The organism is Ruegeria sp. A3M17 (assembly GCF_003318255.1).
Taxonomy (GTDB): Bacteria; Pseudomonadota; Alphaproteobacteria; order Rhodobacterales; family Rhodobacteraceae; genus Ruegeria.
Genome location: NZ_QOCF01000006.1, coordinates 73,070 through 98,004, shown reverse-complemented (window position 1 = coordinate 98,004; position 24,935 = coordinate 73,070). Strand labels below are relative to the sequence as shown.

Here is a 24,935-nt window from a genome sequence, read left to right as displayed (position 1 = left end):
TGAACGATCGTTCGAAATAAGGCAAATTAGTTTTTGAAATGGCACAACACGCTGTAAAAGAAAGAAAAAGGGCGCCCTCGCAGCGATCCATTGCGGCACGAGAACGTATTCTTGACGCTGCGGAACTGGTCTTTGCCGAGCAGGGATTCGACGGTGCCTCGATTCGCGACATCGCCGAACGGGCACAGGTTCAGAAAGCCAACGTGAACTTTCACGGTGGTCCAAAGGATGAGCTTTTTGAACGCATCGTGGCACGCCGCGCCAGCGAGCTATCGCTAGAGCGCCGTGAAGCCATCAGCCGATTGGAGGAGCGCGGCGATTGGGACGCCGCAGACCTGATGTCAGCCTTCATGAGGCCGCTGTTGACCCGCGCATTCAGCAATGACCCGAAGTGGCTGGCCTATGCGCGCATTGTGGCGATTGTTTCCGCTGATGCGCGTTGGCATGCGCTGGCCAAAACCCATTTTGATCCCGTTGCCTCGCTGGTCGTTCAAAAGCTGTGCACAAAATACCCCAAGACCGACCCGGCGAACGTTGCCGGGGCGCTGGTCTTTTCAGTGTCGTCCATGCTGGCGTTGTGCACATCGGAATGGCGGATCGGGGCACTTTCCGGCCCTGACCAGGCACGCAACCCCGAGGGCGCAATTCGAAACTTGTTGCAGTTCTGTTATGCTGGGCTCGCCGGTGTTTTGGACCCTTCCGGGTAATCCCGGGACGATCAATAAATTTCACGCCAACCCGCTCAACTTGAAGTTACGCATGGGACCATATCAAATGGTCCCGTGCGTTATTATCTAGTGATTAACCAAGATTAACGATTGGGAGCGTGGGGTGACATGACAGAGAAAAGGGACCGCCTGACCGCGGAGGAGGCGAGGGGGCTTCGGACGGCCAAAGAGCTTGAGGCGCATCTGGCCTGGTTGGACACGTTCACGCCCGCCGCTTTGGGTGTTTTGGCGATCGCTTCGGGAATTTACACTTACCTTGGGGTTTCGTCATTGCTGGAAGACAATGGCGCGGTGACCTTCTTCGCAGCGGTCGCCTATTCGATCGCGGTGTCAGTCGGCATCTTTGTGTTCTGGAGCTATATGCTGCGCTTACTGCCGTCGATGCGCACAGCCAGCGGATTCATTGGCCTGACGATTTCGACGATCGTTGGATCCGTTGCAATCATCGCCATGTCCAGCTGGCTGAACGCCGCTGCACTGGCTGGCGCGGCTGCGGTCGAACAGCATTTGGAAAACACGGTGCGTGACTACCAGGCTGCGCTTGAGCAGGCGCATGACATTGCACTCAGCGGTCAGGCACTGGGGCGCGAGGTCGAACGCGCGCGCCAAAGCTTCGAAGAACTGGCCGAGCTAGAGCAATCCGGTGATCTTTCGGGCACGGCGGGCCGTGGGGCAGTGTTTCGCGTGCTGACCCAAAAGGCCGAAGAGCTGCGCAATCTTGAAGAGCAGATCGCCAATCAACAGCCGCTGATCGAAGATGCGTTCCAGCAGGGCAACAAAATCCTCGCCCGGATGCGTGAGCTTACTGTTGCTCCGGGGCCTGTTGATCGCCGGTCAGTGCAGTTTTCCGAAGAAAGCGTCAAGCTGGCCGGGGTGATTTCGCGTCTGAACCAGTACAATGTGGCACCGCTTGTTGCGCGCGCTGCCGGGGATTTGCCGTCGTCGGTCGTGCTGCCCGAACTTGATGGGCGCAGTTCCGAGGTGCGCGATGCCCAGTCATCGACCATCAACTCGGTCCTGAACGCACTTGATCAGCGTGGCAAAACCCTTCGGACCGCCGCTGAAGAGGTTCTGGAGATCGAGCCGCCAATTGAGACGGCCTATAACCCTATTTCCAGCGCCGATGCGGTGATCAAGTATGCCCACAATTTTGTGCCGTCCTGGGCCGGAGCCATCGCAATCGACCTGCTGCCCGCCGTTCTTGTGTTCGTGTTGGCGATCACCCAGGCCGCCATTCGAAGCGGTAAGGACGGCATGAGCATTGAGGACACGTTAACGCTGTCTGACCTTCGCGCGGCCATGAATGCGATGAAAGATGTCGAGGCGACGATGGGCGTCGCAGATGCCGCAATTCTGGATCGCGCCACGCCGAAAAAAGATGAAACATGATAGGCTTCCTGTCGCGAATTGATGTGCGCAGGGGGCTGCGATACGTGCTGATGTTCCAACTGGTGATCGCAGGTATTCTGATCATGTCGGATGTGACCGACGTTGTCTCCAACCCGTTCACGCCAAGGGTTGAACTGCCGACCGGCCCCATCTCACCTGGGGATCAGCGGCGCGAGTATCGCACCGATCGCACTGATCCGTCGCTGTTGCCGCAGGTCCGTCCGCTGGATGTTCCGGTGCCTCAGAACTTTCCCTCGCGGTTGGAATTCACTGAAAAACAAGCCGGTGATCTGGGGCGGGTACTTCTGGTGAGTGGTCAGATCGAGGCGGGCGATGCTGAGCGGTTCGATACCTATTTGTCCGAGATGCAGGAACAACCCGACATGGTCGCGCTGCACAGCCCGGGCGGCCAAGTGTCCGAAGCGTTATTGATCGGCGTGCAGATGCGCGAGGCCGGGTTGTCATCGGCCGTACTGCCCGGCGCGGTCTGCATGTCCGCCTGTCCGTATATACTGGCCGGTGGGGTCGCGCGTATCGTGTCACTGCAAGGTATTGTCGGACTTCATCAGCATTACTATGACCAACCGCGCCTGATCCCCGTGGTCTTTGCCGTTGAAAGCATCCAAAAGGGGCAGGGCGAGACGATGCAGCATCTGATCGACATGGGTGTCGATCCTGCATTGATGTTGTATTCTCTGAACACGCCGCCGGATCAGATCTATGCCTTGGTAGAGGATGAGCTGACAAACACCGGTATTGCAACGCAAATTCTGGAATAGCGAAAAGGACTCGACCAGCGGGCCGTTCTTATCAATCGTGCAAGGCAGAGATGAGCGCCTCGGCCAGCGGCAACGAGGAATATCCGTGCCGGGAGGGTGTCAGACCCAGCCGCACAACGACCATGTCCTGCGATGGGAATACACCGATAAACTGCCCGTCATGCCCCTGAAGCCAGACGGCATCTTCATAGGGTGGTAACCCACCCGGAGAATCCAGCCACAGATGGCCTTTGGCATACATCCCGTCAGATGCGGCAACCGGTTCAAACATCCACTCCGAAAAGCCCTTGGGCAGGATTTGTTGTTCATTCCATTCGCCTTTCTGCAATAGCAGTTGTCCAAAACGCGCCCAGTCACGCGCAGTTGCATACATATAGCTGGACCCGACAAATGTGTCTGCCGCATCGGTCTCGAGCACGACGGATGTCATGCCCAATGGTTCGAACAAAGCCTTTTGCGGATAGGTCAGGCCGCCATCGGTCAGCTTGTTCTGCCAAACGCGCGACAGGGCTGTGGTCGTCCCCGAAGAGTAGTTGAAGTCCGCCCCAATCTCATTTTCCGCCGGGCGGCCCGAGACAAAACCTGCCATGTCATCATTAAGATACAGCATCTTGGTCACGTCCGAGACGTCGCCATATTCCTCATTCCACTGCAGGCCACTGGACATAGCCAGCATGTCCTTAAGGGTGATGCTTTTGCGCCCGTCCTGTGCCCAGTCCGGATAGCTGTCGGTCAGCGTGTTATCCAGCGACATCTGGCCAGATTCGATCAGGGTACCGATCAGGCCCGCAGTAACCGTCTTGGTCATCGACCACCCAAGCAAGGGCGTGATTTCGTCAAACTCCTCCGCATAGGTCTCGCCAACGATACGCCCACCCCGCACGACAACCACGGCGCGGTATCCTTCGCCCAGAAGGGTGCTATCCGCCAGGATACGCGCGATTTCGGGGTCTTGCGACAGTTGAACTTCGTTGCCGGTGGGCCAGATTCCATTGGACAAGGGCTCAATCGCGGTCAGTGTCGCGTCGCTGAGCGTCGCGTCATGGACATTGGTGCAACCAAGCCCCTCGCGATATTGCGAGGTCGCGGGGGCAAAAAACCAGAATATCCGCGCGGTCACGGTTTGGGCTTCGGCGTCCACGTCGATCGATACCTGCTTGAGCAATGGATGCCCCGGGGCCTGAACATCGACGGTCAGAACCTCTTCCGGGTCGCGCCCGGCAATGAAGACATTGGAGCAGACGATCTTTGCTGAATAGTTCGTCCCAACCTTCAAAAGGTCAGGTGGGGCGATTAGCAGATAGCCCACAATTGCGACGACACCCAGAATAAGCGTGCCTGCGATGATTTTCAGCGCTTTGATGATCAATCGATTTTCGAACCGGTCGTACCGGCCCCCTCCCGTTTGTCTCCGGATTTCGTCCGAGTTAAGTGCGTATCGTCTTTGGGCGCCACCATTCCGTGGCGTTCGTTCTGCCCAATTTCGACTGAGGACCCGCCTTTTTCGTTTCACTTGACCAAAGCCTTGGGGTCGTCCTTGATGGTGACAAGCCCGTCGGTCACGCTGGTAACTGAACCGGCAATTCCGATTTTCTGGGCGCGATCAGGGAAGGTTCGCTTGAATTATCCCTGTTTTGGCTTGAGGCAAATGAAACGATTGCATGACTGAAATCGAGATATGGCTGGAAAAAAACGGCCTGTCAAAATACGCCAAGGCCTTCGCCCGCCATGAAATAGTGGTGGGTGATCTGCCTGAGCTGACAGAAGACGATCTTGTCGCAATTGGACTGCCGCTTGGGCCACGGCGACGGTTTGCAAAAGCCTTGCGCGAACAATCCGGGGCTGGCGTTCCATCACTACATTCGACCCTCAGCCCGACAATCGTTGCCGAACGGCGGCAGTTGACTGTCATGTTCATCGACCTCGTCGGGTCCACCGAGATCGCGCAGCGCTTGGACCCCGAGGATCTGGCCGAGGTTCTGCGCCTTTTCAAGGAAACCTGTGCGGCGGCTGTGGCTGCGTACGATGGTCATATCGCAAGTTATTACGGCGATGGCATCATGGTCTTTTTCGGCTTTCCGCATGCGCATGAGGATGACCCCGAACGCGCGATACGTGCGGGGTTGAGGATCATTCAGGAAATGCCGGAAGTTCGGACCCACGCACAGCTTGAAGTGCGGATAGGGATCGCGACGGGGTTGGTCGTCGTCGGTGACCTGCGCGGTGAGAACATGTTCGAAGACGGCACCGCCATGGGCGAAACGCCAAACCTGGCAGCGCGCCTTCAGGCTATGGCCGATCCGGGCACTCTGATCGTCGCTCCGACCACGCACCAACTGGCAGGCGTCGTGTTCGAGTATGTTTTGCGTGGAGCGTTCAAACTCAAAGGCTTCGCGAAAGAGGTTGAGGCCTGGCAGGTCACCGGAACACGAGAGACGATCAGCCGGTTCATGACGGCTGACAGTACCGCGTTGAGCCCGTTGATTGGTCGCGACCCGGAGTTTGACATTCTGCGCCGCAAATTGGCGCTGGCCCGGGCAGGCCAGGGGCAGGTCGCATTGGTATCCGGCGAAGCTGGTATCGGCAAATCCCGCTTGATCGAAGAGCTGCGGTTGGGTGTTGCCAATGCAGAAGCGTTGCAAGTGCGGTTTCAGTGTTCACCGTATCATGAGACCAGTGCGCTCTACCCTGTAATCCGTCAGATTGAAAACGCTGCGGACCTGCGTGCTGATGATACAGGGAGTGTCCGGCTCAGGAAAATTGCCAAACATCTGGAAGACCCGCCTGACCACAACTTGAAGCTGGCAGCGGCGCTTTTGTCTGTTCCATTCGAAGACCAGCTTGGTTCGCTTGATCTGACGCCACAGCAAGTCATGGATCAGACCCTGGACATGTTGGCCGGTCAGCTTATTGCACGGGCCGGGCGAAAGCCCATCCTGTGCCTCATTGAAGACGCGCATTGGATTGATCCGACGACGAAAACTTTGCTTGACCGGATCGTGGACAGAATTCAGGACGTACCGGTTCTGATCGTCATGACATACCGCAGCGGCTTTGATCCGAATTGGACCGCCAAACCCAACGTCACTCATGTCCCACTCCGGCAGTTGGATTTCGCGCAGGTCCGCGAGATTGTTCATCAGGTGGCAAGGGGTAAGCCGATCTCGCCCGAAATGTTCGGCGTGATCGCGGGGCGGACGAACGGTATTCCCCTCTATGTTGAAGAGGTGACAAAGGATTTGCTGGAATCCGGTCAATTGGCCGATCGGGCAGGTGCACTTGGGTTGGACGGCGCGCCCGGTCCTGCGCCTTTGGTCCCCAGTACGTTGCAGGATGCGTTGATGGCGCGATTGGATCGTTTGAGTTCGGCCAAGGAAGTCGCACAAATCGGTTCTGTGATCGGCCCGCATTTCACCTATCAATTGATCTCCGGCGTGTCCGGGTTTGGGGATAAGGCGTTGCGCGCGGGTCTGGATCTGCTGGTCGACGCGGGCATTGTCACTGTGACGCAGAAAAAGGCAGAAGAGACATTTGCCTACCGTCACGCTCTTATTCGTGACACGGCCTATAACAGCCTCCTGAAAAGCGAACGCCGCGGGTTGCACGCGCGCGTAGCAGAGGCCTTGCATCACGGAACGCATAGTCACGCAGATGCAGGCCCCGAAGTTCTGGCGCACCACTACACCATGGCGAAAATGCCCCGCGAGGCCATCGAACAGTGGCACCTTGCGGGCCAACGCGCTGCCGAGCGCTCTGCGAATGTGGAAGCGGTGGCCCAGCTGGGACATGCGATACAGCAGTTGCACGAATTGGAAAGCACCGTTGAACGCGACCGTAAAGAGGTCGAGATTCAAGTGCTTCGCGCAGGCGTGACCCGTTCGACGGCTGGCATTGCCGCCGACGAAACGGGCGCTGTCTATGCCCGAATTCGAAAGCTGTGCAATCGGCTGGACGAGACCGAGAACCTGTTTCCTGTTCTCAATGGCCTTTATTCGTTCCATTTGGTGCGGGCCGAATATGATTTGGCGAAGGACGCGGCGCGGCAAATCCTCGATCTGGCAGGTCAGTCTGACGAGGCGCATCATGTCATGATTGCCCATCGCGCGATGGGGGCGGTCTTGCTGCATATCGGTGATCTGGACGCGGCGCATGAACACCTACAGTTGGCGCTGGACCTTTATCAACCCGATCTGCATGGGCGGCTTGCTTATGTCTACGGTTCCGATCATGCAGCCATAACGTCGTGTTTTTTAAGCATGGCGCTGTGGTTGAAAGGCGATCCTGACCGAGCCGTTGATATCCAGCGAAAAGCCGTCGATGCCGCCAAGGACCTAAAACACGCCCACAGTATCGCCCAGGCGCTGACCTATCTTTGCATGTTGCATACTTTGCGTCGTGAGCCGGATCATGTTTTGAAGGCCGCTCAACAGCTTGAAGAAGTGTCCGAGAAGCACTCGTTTACCTTCATGACTGTTACCGCCAATCTGTGGCGCAGCTGGGCGACTGCTTATGATGCGCCGACCTTTAACCACATCGGTGGGGTGCGTCAGGCAGCCGAAGCCTGGTGGGACAGCGGTGCGGGGAACTACAAACCGTTCCTTTTGACTTTAATCGCTGAGTTGATTTTGAAAGCCGGTGATCCCGAGGGTGCCCAGCAGGTATTGATCGAGGCGCGCCAGCACCAGAAACTAACCAACGAAGGCTGGGCTCAGGTGGAAACGGACCGGGTTCAAGCGCGTTTATTGCAGCAGCAAGAGGCCGCGAAGTAGCGGTCACTCCGATCAAAACCCGCTGACACGCTCAACCAACCAGTACATCGACACGCAGCCGATGGCATATCCGGTGACGGGTACGGCGACTGCACCGGCCTTTTGCGAAACAGTGGGCAGGGCAAGACGCCACAACAGGATCAGGGCCGACAGGGCGGCGATGAACAGAAGCTGACCAGCCTCGACACCGATGTTGAAAGCCAACAGTGCGGCGATGATATCCTCGGTCGGTACTCCGATGTCAGCCAATGCACCTGCAAATCCCAGCCCGTGCAACAGCCCGAAGCAAAAGCAGACGATCCAGGGATATTGTTCCGACAGGCGCAGCTCACCATCTTTTCGGTTAAGGATTTCCAGTGCCAGGAACACGATCGACAAGGCGATCACTGCTTCGACCGGTGGGCCGGGCACATTCAGTACACCAAGCGTGGCAAGCGCCAGCGTAATGGAATGCGCGACAGTAAAGGCTGTCACTGCTCCGACCAACCGCCACGGGTTTCGCACTAGCACAAACAGGGCAAAGACAAATAGAAGGTGATCCCAACCTTCCAGAATATGTTCGAAACCAAGTCGGAAGTAGCTGGTCAGAACCGACCACGTCGTTGGCTGTTCTGGAATGATCAAGGCAGGCGTCTCGGGTGTGAACCGCAAGGTGGATGGTTCCGACGAAATGGGTTGGATGCGCAGTAGAACGTCGTTGCGTTGTTGCTCTAGCCCCTCAATGGCGATCGTGTGACCGGCGATATCGTCCTCGCATTCGACCACCCAGGTCGCAATCCACGCGGTGCCATCTGACTGTGGTTCTACGCCTCGGCGTTGGGCACATTGAGCGGGCAAAACGGCATCAATATCCATGGGGCGGCCATTCACATCGGGTTTGCGCCACAGAACTTGCCAGGTGTTGCTCGCCAATTGCCGCAGGTCCAAATAACCGGGGTCAAGCGCATGCGCATGTCCCGCTTGTGCGGCGAACATCAGCCAGCCCGAGACTAACAGGCAAAAGAGCCGCTTCATTCGACCGCCTTGTCCATGTCGGGTGTTTCAACCCGGTAATTCGACGCCAGACTTTCATATTGCGCCTGCGCCAGATCCGATCCGGCGTCGCGTCGCCATTCCAATAAAACGGTATCGCGGATATCTTCAAGCTTTGGCAATATGGGGTCTTGTTTGTCTATAACGCGAACGACGTGGATGCCATATGCGGATCGGACTGGGCCGGACCAGTTGCCTGGCTCCAACGAACTCAGGGCCGCGGAAAAGCCAGTGCCAAAGTTTGCGTCCACCACGCGCACTACTGTCAGAGGCAACGACTTTGGAAGCAAGGTTGTTGATCCGATGCTGCTCCAGTCCTGCTGAGTGTTTGCGGCCTCGATCGTGCTTTCGATGGCATCCGGACTGGCGTTCTCGTCCAGATAGATCTGATCAAAAGCGATCTGTGCCGGTTTGGTGAACCGTTCCGGGTTTTCGTTCAGAAAGGTCTGCAACACTTCGGGCTCGGGTTCGATCGAAGCTGCAATTGCGTCAGTCAGAAAATCCATCTTCTGCGCTAGACGTGCGCGGATGACCTGATCACCCTGATCCAGACCCAGCTTGCGCGCTTCGCGCACAAGAACTTCTTCGCGGATCGCGCCGTCAATCAGGGCCTTTAACTCGTCTTCCGTCGGCGGGCGGTTCCAGCTGCTTTGGAAACGTGTTTTCAGAAGGGCGACATCGTTACCATCGACTGTGATCGTGTCGGTTTCTTCAACGATGTCCTGTTGCGGGGAAACCCATGCAAACCAACCGAAAATGGCAACCCCGATCAAAATGAAATGGAATAAAGGCTGTTTTAGAATTTGCATGCGGGTTCTCAATGTCGTGTCGCAATATTGCCGGGCGGGGTTGACCGCCCGGCAATGTCTTTAGTGTATTGTTCGGTTATTCGCTAGGTGTGTACCAGATTGGCGACGAATACGCGCGCTCTTGATGGATCAGCTGCGCCTCTTCCGGCAAGTCCAAGCCAAACCGCAACTTGTCGTACAAAACCCATCGTGGTGTCGGGATTTCCAGCACGCGAACGTAGTAGAAGGCCCGCTGTTTGGGATCGAATTCCGGGTCGGTCCAGATGGTTACCAACTCGGACGCACCGATTGTGTTGCTCCAGCTTGCGGTTTCCAGATCAACGGTGTTGCCGACCTCGGGCAGGTTGCCGTCCGCATCCAGCGCGCGATCATCGGACCAGACAACGTTGAACACTTTTTCCTGCAATTCACCTTCAGTATCCAACCAGCCTTTTACCACCTGAACACGGTCCAGATTGGCGCCGACCGGGTCACGCAGCGCACCGATCATGAAAGAAGGTGCTCCGTCCCCTTCGCGGGGGCGCAGATCGCCGCCCATGGGAACGCCTTTGGTGTAGCCCACATCCGCCACGAGTCGCGTCAGCAAGTCGTCTTCCTGAAAGTCCCAACCGCCAAAGAAACGCAATCCGATCCGCGGGCCGGTGGTGGCATAGGTCTCGCGCCGTTTGAACGCATCGAAAATGGCCGACCGGGTGTTGTCCGTGGCCCAGACCGCCGTGTAGCCGGACGCGACCAGAGTGTGCCCTTCGAATGCGCCCAGATCGCTTTCGACAAACGGATGCAGAACGCGGGTAGGAGAGGGTTCTGCACTGACGGACTTGCCGAAATAGTTTTCCTCTTCCGCCGTGGCCAGGGAAGTGTGGCTGTCCGTCGCGCCACCCATGCCGAACTTATAGGGGTTAACGCCGAATTTTTCCTCTAACGCCAGACCGCGTTTCAGGGCTTCACGCGCGTATTCACCTGCCAGCATGTTTTCGGTCTTGAGCTCTGTGATATCGAGATTTCCGACATCCCAGTTTTCATAATCCGCGAACGGGTCATTGGGGCTTAGATAGGGGTGCGCTTCACCGTCGCCCTTGATCTGGGTGACTTCGTAATGGGGTTCCCACCTGGCGCGGTTCTGTACGTAGTCTTCGTCGACCTTGCCGCCGTGATAGGTGTCCTCGGTCGGGAACATCCAGCCGTTGGAGAGGTTTCCGTTATGGGCAAACGCGACAGCGCGGCCACCGGTATTGGCTTCGTAATCTTCAAGCCACGCGTACAGCGCCTTGGGGTCAGTGTCGCCATATGGGGGTTGGGTCACCGGGGGAACGATCTGCAATGCCCGAATTGGACCGTCCCGCAGCATGACATTGCGGTGCAGGTTGAACCCTTTGGGGACCGAGGTCCATTCGAACCCGATGAACGCGGTAAAGTTGCCGGGGTCATTATGACGCTCGGCAGCCAACACGATCTGTTCCCATGTGAACGCAAAAGCATCCGCGCCGGGGCTGTAGGATTCCAGCAAAACCTCGGGCAGGGTCATCTGCGAAAAATTGGTGATGATGTCAAAGGCCGCCTTGGCCGCGTCCTCACCACCCGCTGTGTATCCCTCGTACCATTCCAGACCCTTCGGGTCCGCCAACACACCGGGTTTTCCTGCCTGCAGGTCAGGCGCAAACCCCATGAGGTCCGTGTGATCCGTTAATACCATCCAGTCCAAGGGTCGCGCCAATCTGACAGGTTGGCCGGTCGACGAAATAACCTGTTCCCCCTTTGCGAACCGCCATGCTTCGTCGGGCAACAAAGTGTTCCCAAATGCGCCCGCATCCAGCGACAAGCCGGTGTGCAGGTGCGTATCACCCCAAAGCGGCCGTTCGGGGAACGATCGGTTGGCGTAGGGCGAATATGGGCGGTCGGCAAAGGTGCCCTCAGCAGCCTCTTTGCTGGGGACCGCGTCTGCCCAAACAAGCGCCGGTAGTGTCAGCAAAGAGATCAAACAGGTTGTAAGTCGAAGCATTGAATCCTCCCCAGGTCTTCGAGCTAATCGAAAATCGTAAATTTAGTATATTCATTTCTTATAATGTATTGAGCAAGTTTGGTACTGATTTTCTACCTTGGGACCTGCCTCCAGTGCATACTGGTTCTTGTTCCAGAGCGAGATGTTTGGACAATCAGCTCATATACAGTTCGAATTCGGGCTGTGTCGCCCCGAAAGTTGTCGCGAAATAGAAGTAGCCACGCCGGTTTTGTGGCTCATGCTTGCAGGCCCATCCCGTTGTGAACCGCACCGAGAATTGTAGCGCGATCACGCCAGGGAATACCCTTGCGCGCCCAGCTGGTTCTGGCAGGTGTTGAGAAAAGGATCAAATAAAGCAACGAATTCCAGTGGCTTGCCAAGCTCGGTAGCAAGGATCACATTTGTTGAGGTCGCAAACTTGTCAACGACGCTGTCGTTGATCCGGCCGAGCTTATCGCTGACATAGGGAACGTCCTGAAGACCTGTCCAGTAAACCATATCAAGCACCTGACCCTGCGTACCTTTTTCAAGGACGAAATCCTCGTAAGCCCGCGCAAATTCAAGTGCTGCCGGATCCTTGGCGATCTCAGGGCCATAGACGTCGCGGATCACACCCAGCGCATGCCCTGCGATGCCGATCACCCGATCTGCCAGGCCGAGGCCGACGACCCCTGCACCTAACGCGATAACGTTGCGACGTGAAAACTTCATGCAACCGCCTCTGATGCGCGTAACGCTAGCGCCGAGATGGTCAGGGACGGGTTGGCGGGTGAGCAGGTGGGGAAGGCACCCGATCCAAGTACAAAGACATTGGGTGCGGAATGAAGGCGAAGCCTGTCATCTACTACAGAATCTTCGGCTGAAAAGCCCATTCGGTGGGTGCCTTGGATATGGGCGTCAGATGGCAAAATGTCCGAAATCCACAGATGTTCGATTGTGTCCGGAATAACATTAGGCAAGCCAGCCTTCGCCCGCTCGATACCGCGTTTGGCATAGTCGGAATACCCGGTCCATTCTATGACCGGTTCATCATCCTCCAAAAGGACGCGGTTGTCGGCAAGTGGAAGATCTTCAACTGCTATGCGCAAGTTAATACGGTTTGCCCATTTGCCGGGTTCTTGTCGGATCGATACAGGTGCGTTTACGGTTTCGATTAGTGCCGCTGCAGACGTGCTACGATCAACGTTATGGTAGAAATGATAGCCGAGTCCGGTTTCCGATGTGCCACCGAAAAAAGCCTTTATGTTGGCAGTGTCCACCAAGGCTTTCACTACAGCTTGTTCGTGCAGGTACCTTCCCAGCGCATCGTTGCGAACATCCGAGCGTTTCAAAATGGCTGTGTTGAATATTGCATTGGTACCCAACGCAACTGTGCCAGCACGAAGGCGCATTTCATTGCCATCGTTGTCTTTGACGCGAACACTGCGCGCGCGTCCACCTTCGATATCCACCGTCCGCACTTCGGTGCCAAGTAGGTAGTGCGAACCGGGATGGGTGAGTTTTTTGAATCTGTTCAATACGGTAAATTTGGAATCGATAGGACACGTCCGACATACCCCGTTTGCACAACACGTTGGTCGTGAGCCGCCGTTTGATGTCGCGTTGGAGGCAGGTACCCATAGGGGTGAAGATTCCTGTAAAGCAACATCAGCACGCGAAGGAATATGTGCAGGGTAGGGAAATGGCTTTCTGCGTGGAAGAATATCTTGTGACTGACCGCCGGCAACTTCGATGATATCTTCGACACGTTCCCAATAAGGTTCGAGGTCCTCGTAAGTAATGGGCCAGTCAATACCGATGCCAAACTTGCTGTTCAGGACAAAGTCATTTGGATGGAACCTAGGTACATTGCCCCACCAGTAATTCGAGTTTCCACCAAGTAGAGTATAGGCGAGCCAATTTTTTTTTAGCCCGGACGTGTTTCGTTGTGTAAACGTTTCTTGAACCGCTGGGCCGTTTTCGATCTGGTCCGAATGTGTGTATTCGACGCCCTTTTCGACGAACAACACATTCAGGTCAGGAGGAAGCCCATGACCGAAGAACATCGCCGAGAAGCTGGATCCTGCGACTACTACGTCCCATTCACGAGAGCTGGCTTCGTCTATAGATACTCGCCGCATGGCAACTGATTGACCTTTTTACTCATCAAACAAAGCGCTGAAAATCAGCACCTAACAACAATCCATCACTTTATGGCATGAAAATGACGGGGCGCAAATCAACACTGTGTTGGGACCGCGTTAATCGATTGGGTACAACGACCCTATTCAGGGATTGCAAAACAGGCCGGCGGGCGCACGGCACCAGTTTGAGGTTGCTGACGGGTGCCCATCACGGGCAGATTGCTTCCCAGGACGAAGGGACAGACAAGCCAATGACACAACAATCCACGGGCATGGCTGTCTTTTTGACCGGCAGTCTGATGCGGCATGTGACCCGAATGTCGCTGACCACCAGCATTGGTCTTATGGCGATCTTTGCCGTGGATTTCGTGGACATGGTGTTCATCTCGATGCTGGGCAATGACGCCTTGGCCGCAGCGGTCGGCTATGCGGGCACGCTTTTGTTTTTCACCAACTCGATCAATGTGGGGCTGTCGATTGCCGCCGGCGCCCTTGTCGCCCGCGAATTGGGGGCGGGGCGGCCCGAAAAAGCCCGCCAATTCGGAACCAGCGTTGCCCTTCTTGGTATTCTGATGGGATTGATTGTGTCTGCCATAGTCATGATTAACATCAAGTTTCTGCTGTCTTTGCTGGGCGCACAAGGTGAGGTTCTGCAACTGGCCGCACGGTATGTCAGCATCATTCTGCCGACCATGTGGGTGATGGCTGCGGCAATGACGGGTATGGCTGTGTTGCGCGCGCATGGTGATGCCCGCCGGTCCATGCAGGCCACGATTTACGGCGGGCTGGCCAACGCGATATTGGATCCGATTCTGATCTTTGCCGTTGGTCTTGGGCTGGACGGGGCGGCGATTGCCTCGGTCATCGCGCGTATCTGTATGCTGATAGCAGCGGTACGGCCCGCCGTGCGCGTGCACCGTGGATTTGCGCGACCGTCGCTGAGGCAAGTGGTGGATGACCTCCAACCGGTGCGGGCGATTGCAATACCGGCGGTTCTGACCAATGTCGCCACGCCTGTCGGCAACGCCATCGTGATCCGTGAGGTTGCGCAGTTTGGCACCGATGCCGTGGCGGGCATGGCAGTAATAGGACGGCTGATGCCAGTCGCCTTTTCCGTCGTGTTTGCACTGTCCGGGGCCATAGGCCCGATTGTCGGGCAGAATTTTGGGGCAGGGCAGTATGATCGGGTGAAGGGCGCGTTCTTGGCAGGCGTAAAATTCACTGCCGTCTACGTGGTTCTGATGGCGGCGGTGCTGTTCGTCCTGCGTGCCCCCATCGCCGACTTGTTTCAGGCCCAAGGCGAGACGCGGGCGCTGATCTATCTGTTCTGCGGACCGCTGGCCTTGGCGTCTTTCTTCAACGGGGTGATCTTTGTTGCGAATGCCAGCTTCAACAACCTTGGCTATCCCATTTATTCCACGTGGGTTAACTGGGGGCGTCATACGCTGGGCACGTGGCCATTTGCGGTCGCCGGGGCCTATTTGGCTGGCGCTCCGGGGGTGTTGTTGGGGCAGGCGCTGGGCGGTGTGATATTTGCTGCAATCTGCTGGGTAATGGTGCGCCGCGTTGTCTCGGGCCTGACTGCACCATCTGAGGTCGATCCTTTTGCCGGACAAAGCCGGCTGCAATCCCTGTTCGGGCGCAGGGGGTGGTGAGCCATCCCAGCGCGCTTGAATACCAACGATCTTTGGCCACCAGAGGCGGTTTTCGTCTCCTTTGTCGCAACTAAGACATCCTCATTTGCCAATTCATGAATTCGTTGTAAGCTGAACTTATGATTGCAAAAAACGCCAAGTTATTTCGGGGCGTTGATTTCAAAAACACCTTTAACGACCGAGGATGAGCAATGTCCGGAAGTCTTTTGAAGTACACGCGTGTTCTTGAGATTGTCGGAGACACAATTAAGGTCAGGGTGCCGCTGTGCGGGTCCACCGATGCGGCCGTGCGTTTCAACGATCTGGCCGTGATCGAAACTGTGGACGGCCACAAGACGCTGGCTCAGGCGATCTTTATCGACCGGGACGTTGTAACCTTGCAGGTGTTTTCCGGTACCAAGGGCATTTCGACCGAGGCCACGGCGACGTTTCTGGGCCACCCGATGCAGACGCCGTATTCACAGAACATTCTGGGCCGCGTTTTTGATGGCGCGGGCCTGTCAATCGACGGTGGACCCGACCTGTCGTCTGAGCCGCGCGTGGATATTGGCGGGCCAACCGTGAACCCTGCAGAACGCGCCGTGCCTAACAAGATGATCCGAACAGACGTGCCGATGATCGACGTGTTCAACACGCTGGTCGAAAGCCAGAAAATCCCGATCTTTTCGGTTTCGGGTGAGCCGTTCAACGTGTTCCTCAGTCGTATCGGCATTCAGGCGGACGCGGATATCGTGGTGTTTGGCGGGCTGGGTCTGATCTTTGATGACTACTTTACGTTCCGCACATCGTTTGAGGATGCGGGCGTGTTTTCCCGCACCGTGATGTTCGTCAACCAGGCGATGGATCCGCTGGTCGAACGGCTGCTGGTACCCGATATGGCGCTGGCCGTGGCCGAAAAATTCGCTGTGGAAGAAGGAAAGCGCGTTCTGGTCTTGCTGACCGATATGACCGCCTACGCCGACGCGATGAAAGAAGTCGGGATCAGCCAGGAACGCGTACCGTCGCAGCGTGGTTATATGGGTGACCTCTATTCCCAACTGGCTCGCCGGTACGAAAAGGCCTGTGATTATGCCAAGGGCGGATCGGTCACTGTGTTGACCGTGACGACGATGCCCGGCAATGACGTGACCCATCCGGTGCCCGACAACACGGGCTATATCACCGAGGGGCAGATCTATCTGCATTCGGGGGTGATTGACCCGTTCGGCAGCCTCTCGCGCCTCAAGCAGAACGTGATCGGCAAGACAACGCGCGAGGATCACGGGCAGATCATGAACACGATGATCCGATTCTATTCCGAAAGCCGCGACGCCGCGCAGAAACAGGCAATGGCCTTTGACCTGTCGGATTATGACCATCAGTTGCTCAAGTTTGGTGCCCTGTTCAAGACCCGTTTCATGGACATCAACGTTTCAATCCCGCTGGAAGATGCGCTGGATTTGGGGTGGAAAACTCTGGCCGAGTGTTTCGCACCTGAGCAGCTACTGATGAAGCAGGCCCTGATCGACAAGTATTTCCCAAAGGATGCCGATGGCGCGGTTGCAGCTGAATAAATCGTCGCTCGCGCGCGAACAGACGCAGCTGAAAAGCTATGAACGGTTCTTGCCGTCGCTAGACCTGAAACGCCAGCAATTGATGGCGGAACGTGCCAAGGCACGCGGGGAAGTGCAGCGCTTGCAGGATGAGGTCCAGGAGCTGGCGCAAAAGGTTGGGAAAAAGCTGCCGATGCTGGCGCAGCAGGGCGTTGATCTGGACGGGTTGGTTGAGTTGAAGGACTACCAAGTCAAAGAGGTAAACGTCGTGGGGGTCAAGATGCCCGCGCTGGACCGGATAGAGGTTGCGGTGCGCCCGTACTCCTATCTGGCCAAGCCCCATTGGGTCGATACCGCAGCCCGGTTGTTGCACGATATGATCGAGGCGCGTCTACGGGTCAAAGTGGCCGAAGAGCGGGTGGAGATATTCGACAAGGCGGTGGCCACTATCACCCAGCGTGTCAACCTGTTCGAAAAGGTTCTGATCCCGCGCGCCAAAGCCAACATCAAGAAAATCCGTATTTATCTGAGCGATGAGCAGATGCAGGCCGTCGTCCGTTCGAAAATCTCGAAACGAAAACATGCGCAGGAGGCTGTGTTGTGAGTGTTGCGAGGCTCAAAAAACTGTCACTGGTCGGGCGAGCAGGCCAGAAGGCTGCGACCCTTGAGGCGCTGCAGGATCTGGGATGCATGCACGTCCTGCCGCTGGCCCCGCCACCCGCTGAGCCGGAAAAGATCAGCGAGCGCGGCGCGCGGAATGCTTATAAGACGCTGCGGTTCCTCAATGACGTTTCCGAGCCGCGCCGACAGATTCAGCGCGATCCCGGTTTTGACATGGACCAGTTCGTCGGGGATGTGCTGGACTTGATGCAGCGCACTCGTGACATGACGGATCACAGGGATTTCCTGGCCAACCGGATTGCACAGGTGCGCCCTTGGGGCGATCTGGATTTTCCACCAGACGATGTTTTGGCGGGGAACCGGTTGTGGTTCTATCAACTGCCGCTCAAACATCGCGATGCGCTGGAGGCATTGGATACCCCTTGGGCCATTCTCGAACAGGATCACCGGTTTATCTACGCCGTATTGATCGCGCCAGATGAGCCGGATGACGACATCCTGCCGGTCCCACGGACGCATACCGGATCATTGCCCATTCACGAGCTTGAGGCGCAACTGGAAGAAGCCGAGATTGCAATAGAAGCGCTGGAGGCTGAGCGAGTCGCACAGACCCGGTATCTGACGCTGATGCGGCGCAACCTGTCGGTTGCCGAAAGTGCGGCCGAGCTGGCTCATGCCACGCAAAAAATACGCGACGAAGAGGCCATGTTTGCCCTGCAAGGCTGGGTGCCCGAAGATCGCATAGACGCAGTTCTGGATATGGCCGGTGAAAAGGACGCTGCCGTACTGATCGAAGACCCCAGCCCCGATGACAACCCGCCAACCTTGTTGGAACAACCAGAAAAGCGTAGTGCTGCCGTGGATTTGGCGCTGTTTTATCAAGTGCCGGGTTACAAGGACTGGGACCCCAGTGTCATCGTCGCCGTTTCATTTGCGGTCTTCTTCGCAATGATCGTAGCCGACGCGGGATACGGCGCGATTATCCTGTTGGGCCTTTTGCTATTCTGGAAGCGGCTTGATGCGACGCCGGGCGAACGATCTTGGCGACGCTTCGGGGTGGTCATTTCCAGCGCAACAATCCTGTACGGCGTCCTCGTTGGCAGTTATTTCGGCGTGTCGCCAGCTGAGGGGTCGTTCTGGTCCAAGCTCAAATTGCTCGACCTGAACAATTTCGGTGCGATGATGATGGTCTCGATTGTCGTTGGCGTTTTGCATTTGGTACTGGCCAATGCGCTTGCCGCACGGGCGGCATGGGGGCACCGGAAGGCCATCGCCAATCTGGGCTGGATCGCTGCGCTGATTGGCGGGTTCGTTCTGTGGCTCAGCTACATGAAAGGTAATTCTCCGGTGCCGGGCGCGGCATTTATGGGGATCGGTGTGCTGGCCATCGTCTGGTTCTCAAGCGAGCGGGTCATTAATAAGCCCACCGACTGGGTTTGGCGTCTGATCGAAGGGCTGCAAAGCCTTGCCGGGGCCATGGGCGCATTCGGCGATGTGCTAAGCTACATGCGCCTGTTTGCGTTGGGTCTGGCCTCGGCCTCACTGGCGATCACGTTCAACGATCTGGCGGTTTCAGTCATGCATTCGCTCAAGGGGTTGGGCGTTCTGTTCGCCCTGCTGATCCTGATCATCGGCCACATTCTCAACTTCGCCCTCGCCATGATGAGCGGCGTCGTCCACGGATTACGTCTTAATTACATCGAATTCTTTAAATGGGGTCTGCCGGATGAAGGCATTGTCTTTCGCCCGTTCGCCCGCAAGGAGGTTCAGGAATGAATGAGCTTGTATTGACATTGGGTTGGCTTGGCATCTACGCGCCAATGGCGCTGGGCGCGGCCGCCAGCGCCGTCGGATGCTCTATCGCGGGCATGGCCAGTATTGGGGCCATGACGGAAACCGACGGCGGCTATGGCCGCTTTGTCGGCGTTTCGGCCTTTCCTTCGACGATGGTGATTTATGGCATCGTCATCATGTTTACCCTGAACCGCGAGGTGACGCCTGAAAACGCGGGCGGCTTGTTCGGGATTGGTATCCTGTCGGGCATCGCATTGATGTATTGCGGGATCTGGCAGGGTCGGGCCTGTGCTGCGGCGATCAACGCCACCAAGGAAAAGCCCGAGATCTTTGGCCTGGCGCTTGCCCCGGCAGCGATCATCGAAGGGTTTGGCGTGTTCGCCTTTGTCTTTGCCCTTGTCATCAGCGCGGGGATCAGTTGATGGCACAGGATGGCATGATTTCTCATGGTGTGGATGCCTTGATTGACAAGCTGCGCAATGATGGCGTGGCTGCTGGTCAGGCCGACGCCGAAAAACTGCGCACTGAAGCCAAGGCCGAAGCCGCCAAAATTCTGGCGGACGCCAAGCGTGAGGCGGACGATTATCAAAAAAAGGCACGCACCGATTCCGACAAATATCGCGCTGCTGGAGAAGAGGCGCTTAACACCGCCATGCGTGATGCGGTTTTGACCATGAAGGGTGGATTGACCGACCGGTTTCGCGAAGATGTCGAACGTCTGGTGACCAAGGAAATGGCCGACCCGGGCCTGCTGAAACAGATGATTTTGGAGGTCGTCGGCCGCGAATCCGAAGGCGTCAATCTGGATGGCAAGGTGCAGGTCATTCTGCCCGCCAAAGTCGCAACGCAAGAAGACATCAAGCAGAACGCCGATGACATTCAATCCGGCAAGCTGACCAAATACGTCCTCGGCCTGACCGCAGATATGTTGCGAGAACAGGTAGAACTGCATGCATCCGGTGACGCGCAGGGTGGTATCCGTGTGCGGGCCGAAGATCAGGGCGTTGTACTTGATCTGACGGACAAGGCGGTCGCCTCGTTGCTGATGGAGCATCTTCAGCCCCGGTTTCGCGCCGTGCTGGAAGGTGTGATCCGCTGAAATGTCAGACCCTGACGCCTATATCGCCCTGATCAGCAGCCTGCCAGGCTCTGAGCGGTTGTTCGTGGCCAAGCAGCCACCGCTGTCGCGGCTGCGGCTGGACCGCCGCCTCAAGGCGCTGACGTCCGAGGACGCTAAGGTTCTGAAGGTTATGGAACATGCTCTGAACTGGAGCGCATATGACATGGATGTCACTGACGCGCAGGCTGTATTGAGGTGCAAACAAGCGTTGGCCGAAATCCCGCAATCATCTTTGCGCCGCCTGTTTCTTGAACGGATGGACCTGCGTACTGTTGTTGCGGCATTGCGCCTGCGCGGGCAGGGTGGCAATCCACCGTCCGGTGCGTATGGGTTTGGACGTTGGAGCCGTCACATCCCCGCTTATTGGGGTGACCCGGATTTCCGTCTGTCCACGGCGATGCCGTGGATCAAGGAAGCACGCCAGTTGCTTGAGGCGGAGGACCCCTTGGGTCTGGAACGACTGCTGCTGTCAGTCAGCCATAAGCAACTGAAACGACACGCCGCCCGTCACCTGTTCGATTTTGAGGCCGTGGCCATCTATGTCCTGATCTGGAACATTTTCGATCGCTGGGCGCAAAGTAACGCTCAGAATGCGGCCGCAAGATTTGAGAAGCTTGCCCAGAAAGCCATGAGCAATGTCGCAGATTTCGATTTTGAGAGAGTAAGCGCATGACTGCCCAAACATCCCCGATTCAAACCGCAACCGCTCGCGTCGTCTCTGTCCAGGAAGGGCTGGTGAAAATTCACGCCAACCAAGACGCCGCCGGGGTTCCGGGGCAATTGGTCAAGAACGAGGTCGTGTTCATCCTTCCGACCCGTCCGGGCCCGGGCGGGCGTCAGGAGCGCCTGAAGGCTGAGGTGCTTCGTGTGCGCGGCGATACAGCCGACGTTCAGGTCTACGAAAGCACGGACGGCGTCGCGGTTGGTGATCCGGTTGAACAGTCGGGACAGCTGCTTTCGGTCGAACTTGGACCGGGTCTTTTGGGGCAGATCTTTGACGGCCTACAATCGCCTTTGACCAAGGTTGCGGCCGAATTCGGGACTTTCCTGCCGCGCGGGGCGGATGTGACGCCGCTGGATGATCAGGCAAAATGGTCTTTCACTCCCACAGTCAAAGTTGGCGACACGGTCAAGGCCGGCGACAGCATTGGCACTGTTCCCGAAGGTCGGTTTACCCACAAAATCATGCTGCCTTTCAACTGGGTCGGCGAATACAATGTTGTCTGGGTTCAGAAAGGCGCCGCATCGATCCACGAGATTGTCGCGCGTCTTGTAGACGAGCAGGGTGGGGAGCACACGCTGACCCTGTGCCAAAAGTGGCCGGTACGACGACCGTTGCCAGAAACCATCCTGAAACGCGCCTTGTCTGAACGGTTGTACCCGACTGAACCCATTCTGACGTCTCAGCGCTTGATTGATACGTTCTTCCCCATAGCGCGCGGTGGCACGGCCTGTATTCCCGGCCCGTTCGGCGCGGGCAAAACCGTGCTGCAAAACCTGATTGCTCGGAACTCCAAAGTGGATATCGTGATCGTGGTGGCCTGCGGTGAGCGGGCGGGCGAAGTGGTGGAAACGATCCACGAATTTCCCAAGATGACAGACCCGATGTCGGGCGGCAGTCTGATGGATCGGACGATCATCATCTGTAACACCTCTTCCATGCCTGTAGCGGCACGTGAGGCGTCGATCTTCACCGGCATCACCCTGGGCGAGTATTACCGCCAGATGGGCTATGACGTGCTGTTGATCGCTGACAGTACCAGCCGCTGGGCGCAGGCCATGCGCGAGACCTCCGGCAAGCTGGAGGAAATCCCCGGTGAAGAAGGCTTTCCTGCTTATCTGGAAAGCTCGATCAAGGGCCTGTACGAGCGCGCAGGGGCGATGAAGACCAATGATGGCGATCTGGGTAGTCTGACGCTGATCGGTACGGTTTCACCGGCGGGTGGCAATTTTGACGAGCCTGTGACGCAATCCACGCTGTCTACTGTGAAGTGCTTTCTGGGACTGTCCTCGGAACGGGCTTATAAACGGTTCTATCCTGCGGTTGACCCAATGCTCAGCTGGTCGCGATACACCGATCAGCTCTCGGATTGGTACGACAAAAACGCTGAGCCGGGTTGGACAGGCAAGGTACGCGATCTGCTGGCCCTGATTGAAAAAGGTGAACAAGTCGATCAGATGATGCAGGTGACCGGCGAAGAGGGCGTCACCATCGAGGACTTCGTCACGCAGCAAAAAGCGCTGTTCGTGGACATGGTGTACCTACAGCAGGATGCCTTTGACAAAGTCGACGCAACTGTCCCGCTAGAGCGTCAGAAGATGACGTTCAAGCTGGTCTATGATGTTACGCAATCAACTGCGGAATTCGAAGATAAGGGTGAAGTGCGTCAGGTGTTCACCCAGCTCACTGGTCTTATGAAGAACTTCCACTACGCCGCGGAAAACACGCCGGAATTCAAGTCGCTGTGGGGGCAGATACAGGACCTGAGCCGCGAGAAATTTGGAGTGTAGGTCAGGGAAGTGGTAGCCCGTAGGGGAATCGAACCCCTCTTTCCAGGTTGAAAACCTGGCGTCCTAACCGATAGACGAACGGGCCATCTGATAGTGGCATTAGCACAAGTGGTAGCCCGTAGGGGAATCGAACCCCTCTTTCCAGGTTGAAAACCTGGCGTCCTAACCGATAGACGAACGGGCCACGCTTGCTTGTGGAGGGCCTTTTACGGTTTACCTCTGACCCCCGCAAGCCGAAAAATGCAGGGATACGAAACTTTTTTGGCAGGGCCGGAAATGGGCTCAGTTTGCCTCTGCCGCGTCCTCCAGTCTCAGCTGAACGCTTTGCCGTCCGCCCCATGTGTTCACCTCAAGCCGTCCGGCGAAATGAAAGCGCGCGCCGCCATGGTTGGACAGCTTTTCCCCCATCGGTCCGTCAAAAGCTCCAAAGGCAATGGCATCAAGGCCACCACCAACCCCGTCGGACAGCGAAAGTTTCAGATGGGATTCCCCCACGCGCTTGGCAAATCGCACCTGCAGGTCCGGCAAGGCATAGCGCGGGGCAGGGGCGCTGGCCCCGAAAGGACCGGCTTTTTCAATCTGTTCGATCAAATCGACCGAGGCCGCACCGGGCATCAGGGCACCGTCCAGTTTCAGGTCTGCAGGTCCGCCTTTGCCCGCGCCTTGTTTGGCCAACAACACGTTGAGCCGTTTCATGGCCGGCTCCAACTGATCCCGCATAACGGTCAGCCCTGCGGCCATCTTGTGCCCGCCGCCTTTGACCAAAAGCCCCTCAGCCGCCAACCGTTGGATTGATGCCCCCAGATCAACGCCAGAAACCGACCGCCCCGAACCCTTGCCTTCATCACCATCAAAGCCGATGACAATGGCGGGTCTGTTAGCGTTTTCCTTTAGGCGGGATGCCACGATGCCGACAACGCCGGGATGCCACCCTTCGCCCGCCGCCCAGACCAAAGGCGCGTCCAATCCGCGTTCCTCGGCCTGTTCAAGTGCTGCCGCGCGTACTGCGTTTTCGATATCACGACGCTCGGTGTTCAACTCATCCAATCTTTGAGACAGCGCTTCAGCTTCGGTCATCGAATCCGTGCTCAACAGCCGTGCACCCAGATCGGCCTGACCGATCCGCCCGCCCGCATTGACGCGCGGACCCAGCAGAAAACCCAGATGATAGCTGGTAGGGGCCGAATCCATGCGCGCCACATCCGACAGCGCCACTAATCCGGGTCGTTGCCGCTGTGCCATGACCTTAAGGCCTTGCCGGACCAACGCCCGGTTTGCGTCGATCAGCGGGGCCACGTCCGCAACGGTTGCCAATGCCACAAGATCCAGCAGCCCGATCAGGTCGGGTCCCTTGACGTCAGCCTCACGCAGTTGCCGACCAGCCTCAACCAGCATCAGGAACACCACGCCGGCAGCGCAGAAATACCCCAAATCACCGCTTTCATCCTGTCGGTTCGGGTTCACGACCGCCACGCAATCGGGCAGTGTTTCACCACCAAGGTGGTGGTCCAGCACAATGACATCCGCGGCTTTTGCCGCCGCGATCGGTTCGTGGCTGAGCGTTCCGCAGTCCACGCAGATAATCAGGTCATGTGCGGCCGCAAGTTCCTGCATTGCTGGTATGTTCGGCCCATAACCTTCATCGATCCGGTCCGGCACATAGAGCGTGGCTTGCAGCCCCATCTGGCGCAGCCACACAAGCAGCAAAGCCGCTGAGCTGCCACCATCGACGTCGTAGTCGGCAAACACGGCAATCCTCTGCTTGTTCCGGACAGCTTCCAGAAAGCGCGTTGCGGCGGTCTCCATATCCTTCATGGACCGGGGGTCGGGTAGCAATTCCTTCAGCTTTGGTTCAAGAAAGCTTTCGGTTTCTATCGGGGGCACTCCGAGCCGCGCCAGAACCTGACATACCGCACGTGGCAACCCAGACTGCTGCACCAGCATTTCCGTGGCCCGTTCGATCTCGGCCTCCGGTCCGCTCCAACGCCGCCCGGTCAGTGACTGCTCAACCCCTAAAAAGCTCATGCCTGCCCCTCATATGCCAAGGCCGGACCCTCTCGGACCCGGCCTCATT

Annotated in this window: 19 protein-coding genes and 2 tRNA genes; 12 read left to right on the top strand and 9 right to left on the bottom strand. The window is 57.1% G+C overall.

The window, feature by feature from the left end; translation table 11 throughout:
* Window positions 1–38 precede the first annotated feature (38 nt).
* The 3 genes from DS906_RS03150 to DS906_RS03140 all read left to right on the top strand — a co-directional run bounded on the left by DS906_RS03150 (window position 39) and on the right by DS906_RS03140 (window position 2,896).
* Entirely contained in the window at window positions 39–707 is a 669-nt protein-coding gene (locus tag DS906_RS03150; RefSeq protein WP_113788787.1) for a TetR/AcrR family transcriptional regulator, read from the top strand.
* A 129-nt stretch (window positions 708–836) separates the two neighbouring features.
* Window positions 837–2,117 carry a hypothetical protein gene (locus DS906_RS03145; protein WP_113788786.1) on the top strand — a complete coding sequence of 427 codons (1,281 nt, stop codon included), beginning with the start codon at window positions 837–839 and terminating at the stop codon, window positions 2,115–2,117.
* A complete protein-coding gene (locus DS906_RS03140) occupies window positions 2,114–2,896 on the top strand; it encodes a hypothetical protein (protein ID WP_113788785.1) in 783 nt (260 codons plus the stop codon). The genes DS906_RS03145 and DS906_RS03140 overlap by 4 nt, the downstream gene beginning before the upstream one ends.
* A gap of 31 nt (window positions 2,897–2,927) precedes the next feature.
* On the opposite strand, the gene DS906_RS03135 is transcribed toward DS906_RS03140, so the two are convergent.
* Window positions 2,928–4,265, bottom strand: coding sequence for a serine hydrolase (locus DS906_RS03135; RefSeq protein ID WP_233494666.1), 1,338 nt, complete (start codon window positions 4,263–4,265; stop codon window positions 2,928–2,930).
* Window positions 4,266–4,557: 292 nt separating this feature from the next.
* Here DS906_RS03135 and DS906_RS03130 point away from each other — a divergent pair, with 292 nt between their 5' ends.
* Window positions 4,558–7,665 (top strand): adenylate/guanylate cyclase domain-containing protein, encoded by a 3,108-nt coding sequence (locus DS906_RS03130; RefSeq protein WP_113788784.1) that lies wholly within the window; start codon window positions 4,558–4,560, stop codon window positions 7,663–7,665.
* 12 nt (window positions 7,666–7,677) lie between these two features.
* Here the strand turns inward: DS906_RS03130 and DS906_RS03125 are convergent, their stop codons facing one another.
* From DS906_RS03125 to DS906_RS03105, 5 genes are all read right to left on the bottom strand, one after another.
* Entirely contained in the window at window positions 7,678–8,679 is a 1,002-nt protein-coding gene (locus tag DS906_RS03125) for a HupE/UreJ family protein (protein WP_113788783.1), read from the bottom strand.
* Window positions 8,676–9,506, bottom strand: a complete 831-nt coding sequence (locus DS906_RS03120) for a peptidyl-prolyl cis-trans isomerase (RefSeq protein WP_113788782.1) — start codon at window positions 9,504–9,506, stop codon at window positions 8,676–8,678. The genes DS906_RS03125 and DS906_RS03120 overlap by 4 nt, the downstream gene beginning before the upstream one ends.
* Window positions 9,507–9,582: 76 nt before the next feature.
* Complete coding sequence (locus tag DS906_RS03115; RefSeq protein WP_113788781.1) at window positions 9,583–11,505, bottom strand: DUF3604 domain-containing protein; 1,923 nt, start codon at window positions 11,503–11,505, stop codon at window positions 9,583–9,585.
* Window positions 11,506–11,793: 288 nt separating this feature from the next.
* Entirely contained in the window at window positions 11,794–12,216 is a 423-nt protein-coding gene (locus DS906_RS03110; RefSeq protein ID WP_113788780.1) for a hypothetical protein, read from the bottom strand.
* Window positions 12,213–13,550, bottom strand: a complete 1,338-nt coding sequence (locus DS906_RS03105) for a GMC oxidoreductase (protein ID WP_158541276.1) — start codon at window positions 13,548–13,550, stop codon at window positions 12,213–12,215. Before DS906_RS03105 ends, DS906_RS03110 begins: the two co-directional genes overlap by 4 nt.
* Window positions 13,551–13,879: 329 nt before the next feature.
* Here DS906_RS03105 and DS906_RS03100 point away from each other — a divergent pair, with 329 nt between their 5' ends.
* The 8 genes from DS906_RS03100 (at window position 13,880) to DS906_RS03065 (ending at window position 22,861) form a co-directional block, all read left to right on the top strand.
* Window positions 13,880–15,283 (top strand): MATE family efflux transporter, encoded by a 1,404-nt coding sequence (locus DS906_RS03100; protein WP_199528453.1) that lies wholly within the window; start codon window positions 13,880–13,882, stop codon window positions 15,281–15,283.
* 191 nt (window positions 15,284–15,474) lie between these two features.
* The gene (locus DS906_RS03095) at window positions 15,475–16,836 is read left to right on the top strand and encodes a V-type ATP synthase subunit B (RefSeq protein WP_113788778.1); all 1,362 of its coding nucleotides are present in this window, start codon (window positions 15,475–15,477) and stop codon (window positions 16,834–16,836) included.
* Window positions 16,814–17,419, top strand: coding sequence for a V-type ATP synthase subunit D (locus DS906_RS03090; protein ID WP_113788860.1), 606 nt, complete (start codon window positions 16,814–16,816; stop codon window positions 17,417–17,419). The genes DS906_RS03095 and DS906_RS03090 overlap by 23 nt, the downstream gene beginning before the upstream one ends.
* The gene (locus DS906_RS03085) at window positions 17,416–19,212 is read left to right on the top strand and encodes a V-type ATP synthase subunit I (RefSeq protein WP_113788777.1); all 1,797 of its coding nucleotides are present in this window, start codon (window positions 17,416–17,418) and stop codon (window positions 19,210–19,212) included. Before DS906_RS03090 ends, DS906_RS03085 begins: the two co-directional genes overlap by 4 nt.
* Window positions 19,209–19,652, top strand: coding sequence for an ATP synthase subunit C (locus DS906_RS03080; protein ID WP_108858997.1), 444 nt, complete (start codon window positions 19,209–19,211; stop codon window positions 19,650–19,652). The genes DS906_RS03085 and DS906_RS03080 overlap by 4 nt, the downstream gene beginning before the upstream one ends.
* Window positions 19,652–20,329 (top strand): hypothetical protein, encoded by a 678-nt coding sequence (locus DS906_RS03075; RefSeq protein WP_113788776.1) that lies wholly within the window; start codon window positions 19,652–19,654, stop codon window positions 20,327–20,329. Before DS906_RS03080 ends, DS906_RS03075 begins: the two co-directional genes overlap by 1 nt.
* A 1-nt stretch (window position 20,330) precedes the next feature.
* Entirely contained in the window at window positions 20,331–21,023 is a 693-nt protein-coding gene (locus tag DS906_RS03070) for a hypothetical protein (RefSeq protein WP_113788775.1), read from the top strand.
* Window positions 21,020–22,861: a V-type ATP synthase subunit A gene (locus tag DS906_RS03065; protein ID WP_113788774.1), complete on the top strand. Its 1,842-nt coding sequence runs from the start codon at window positions 21,020–21,022 to the stop codon at window positions 22,859–22,861. The genes DS906_RS03070 and DS906_RS03065 overlap by 4 nt, the downstream gene beginning before the upstream one ends.
* A 10-nt stretch (window positions 22,862–22,871) precedes the next feature.
* On the opposite strand, the gene DS906_RS03060 is transcribed toward DS906_RS03065, so the two are convergent.
* The 3 genes from DS906_RS03060 to recJ form a co-directional block, all read right to left on the bottom strand.
* Window positions 22,872–22,946, bottom strand: a tRNA-Glu gene (locus DS906_RS03060).
* 24 nt (window positions 22,947–22,970) lie between these two features.
* Window positions 22,971–23,045 (bottom strand) — tRNA-Glu (locus DS906_RS03055).
* 98 nt (window positions 23,046–23,143) lie between these two features.
* Complete coding sequence (gene recJ / locus DS906_RS03050) at window positions 23,144–24,886, bottom strand: single-stranded-DNA-specific exonuclease RecJ (protein WP_113788773.1); 1,743 nt, start codon at window positions 24,884–24,886, stop codon at window positions 23,144–23,146.
* Between the last annotated feature and the right edge of the window lie 49 nt (window positions 24,887–24,935).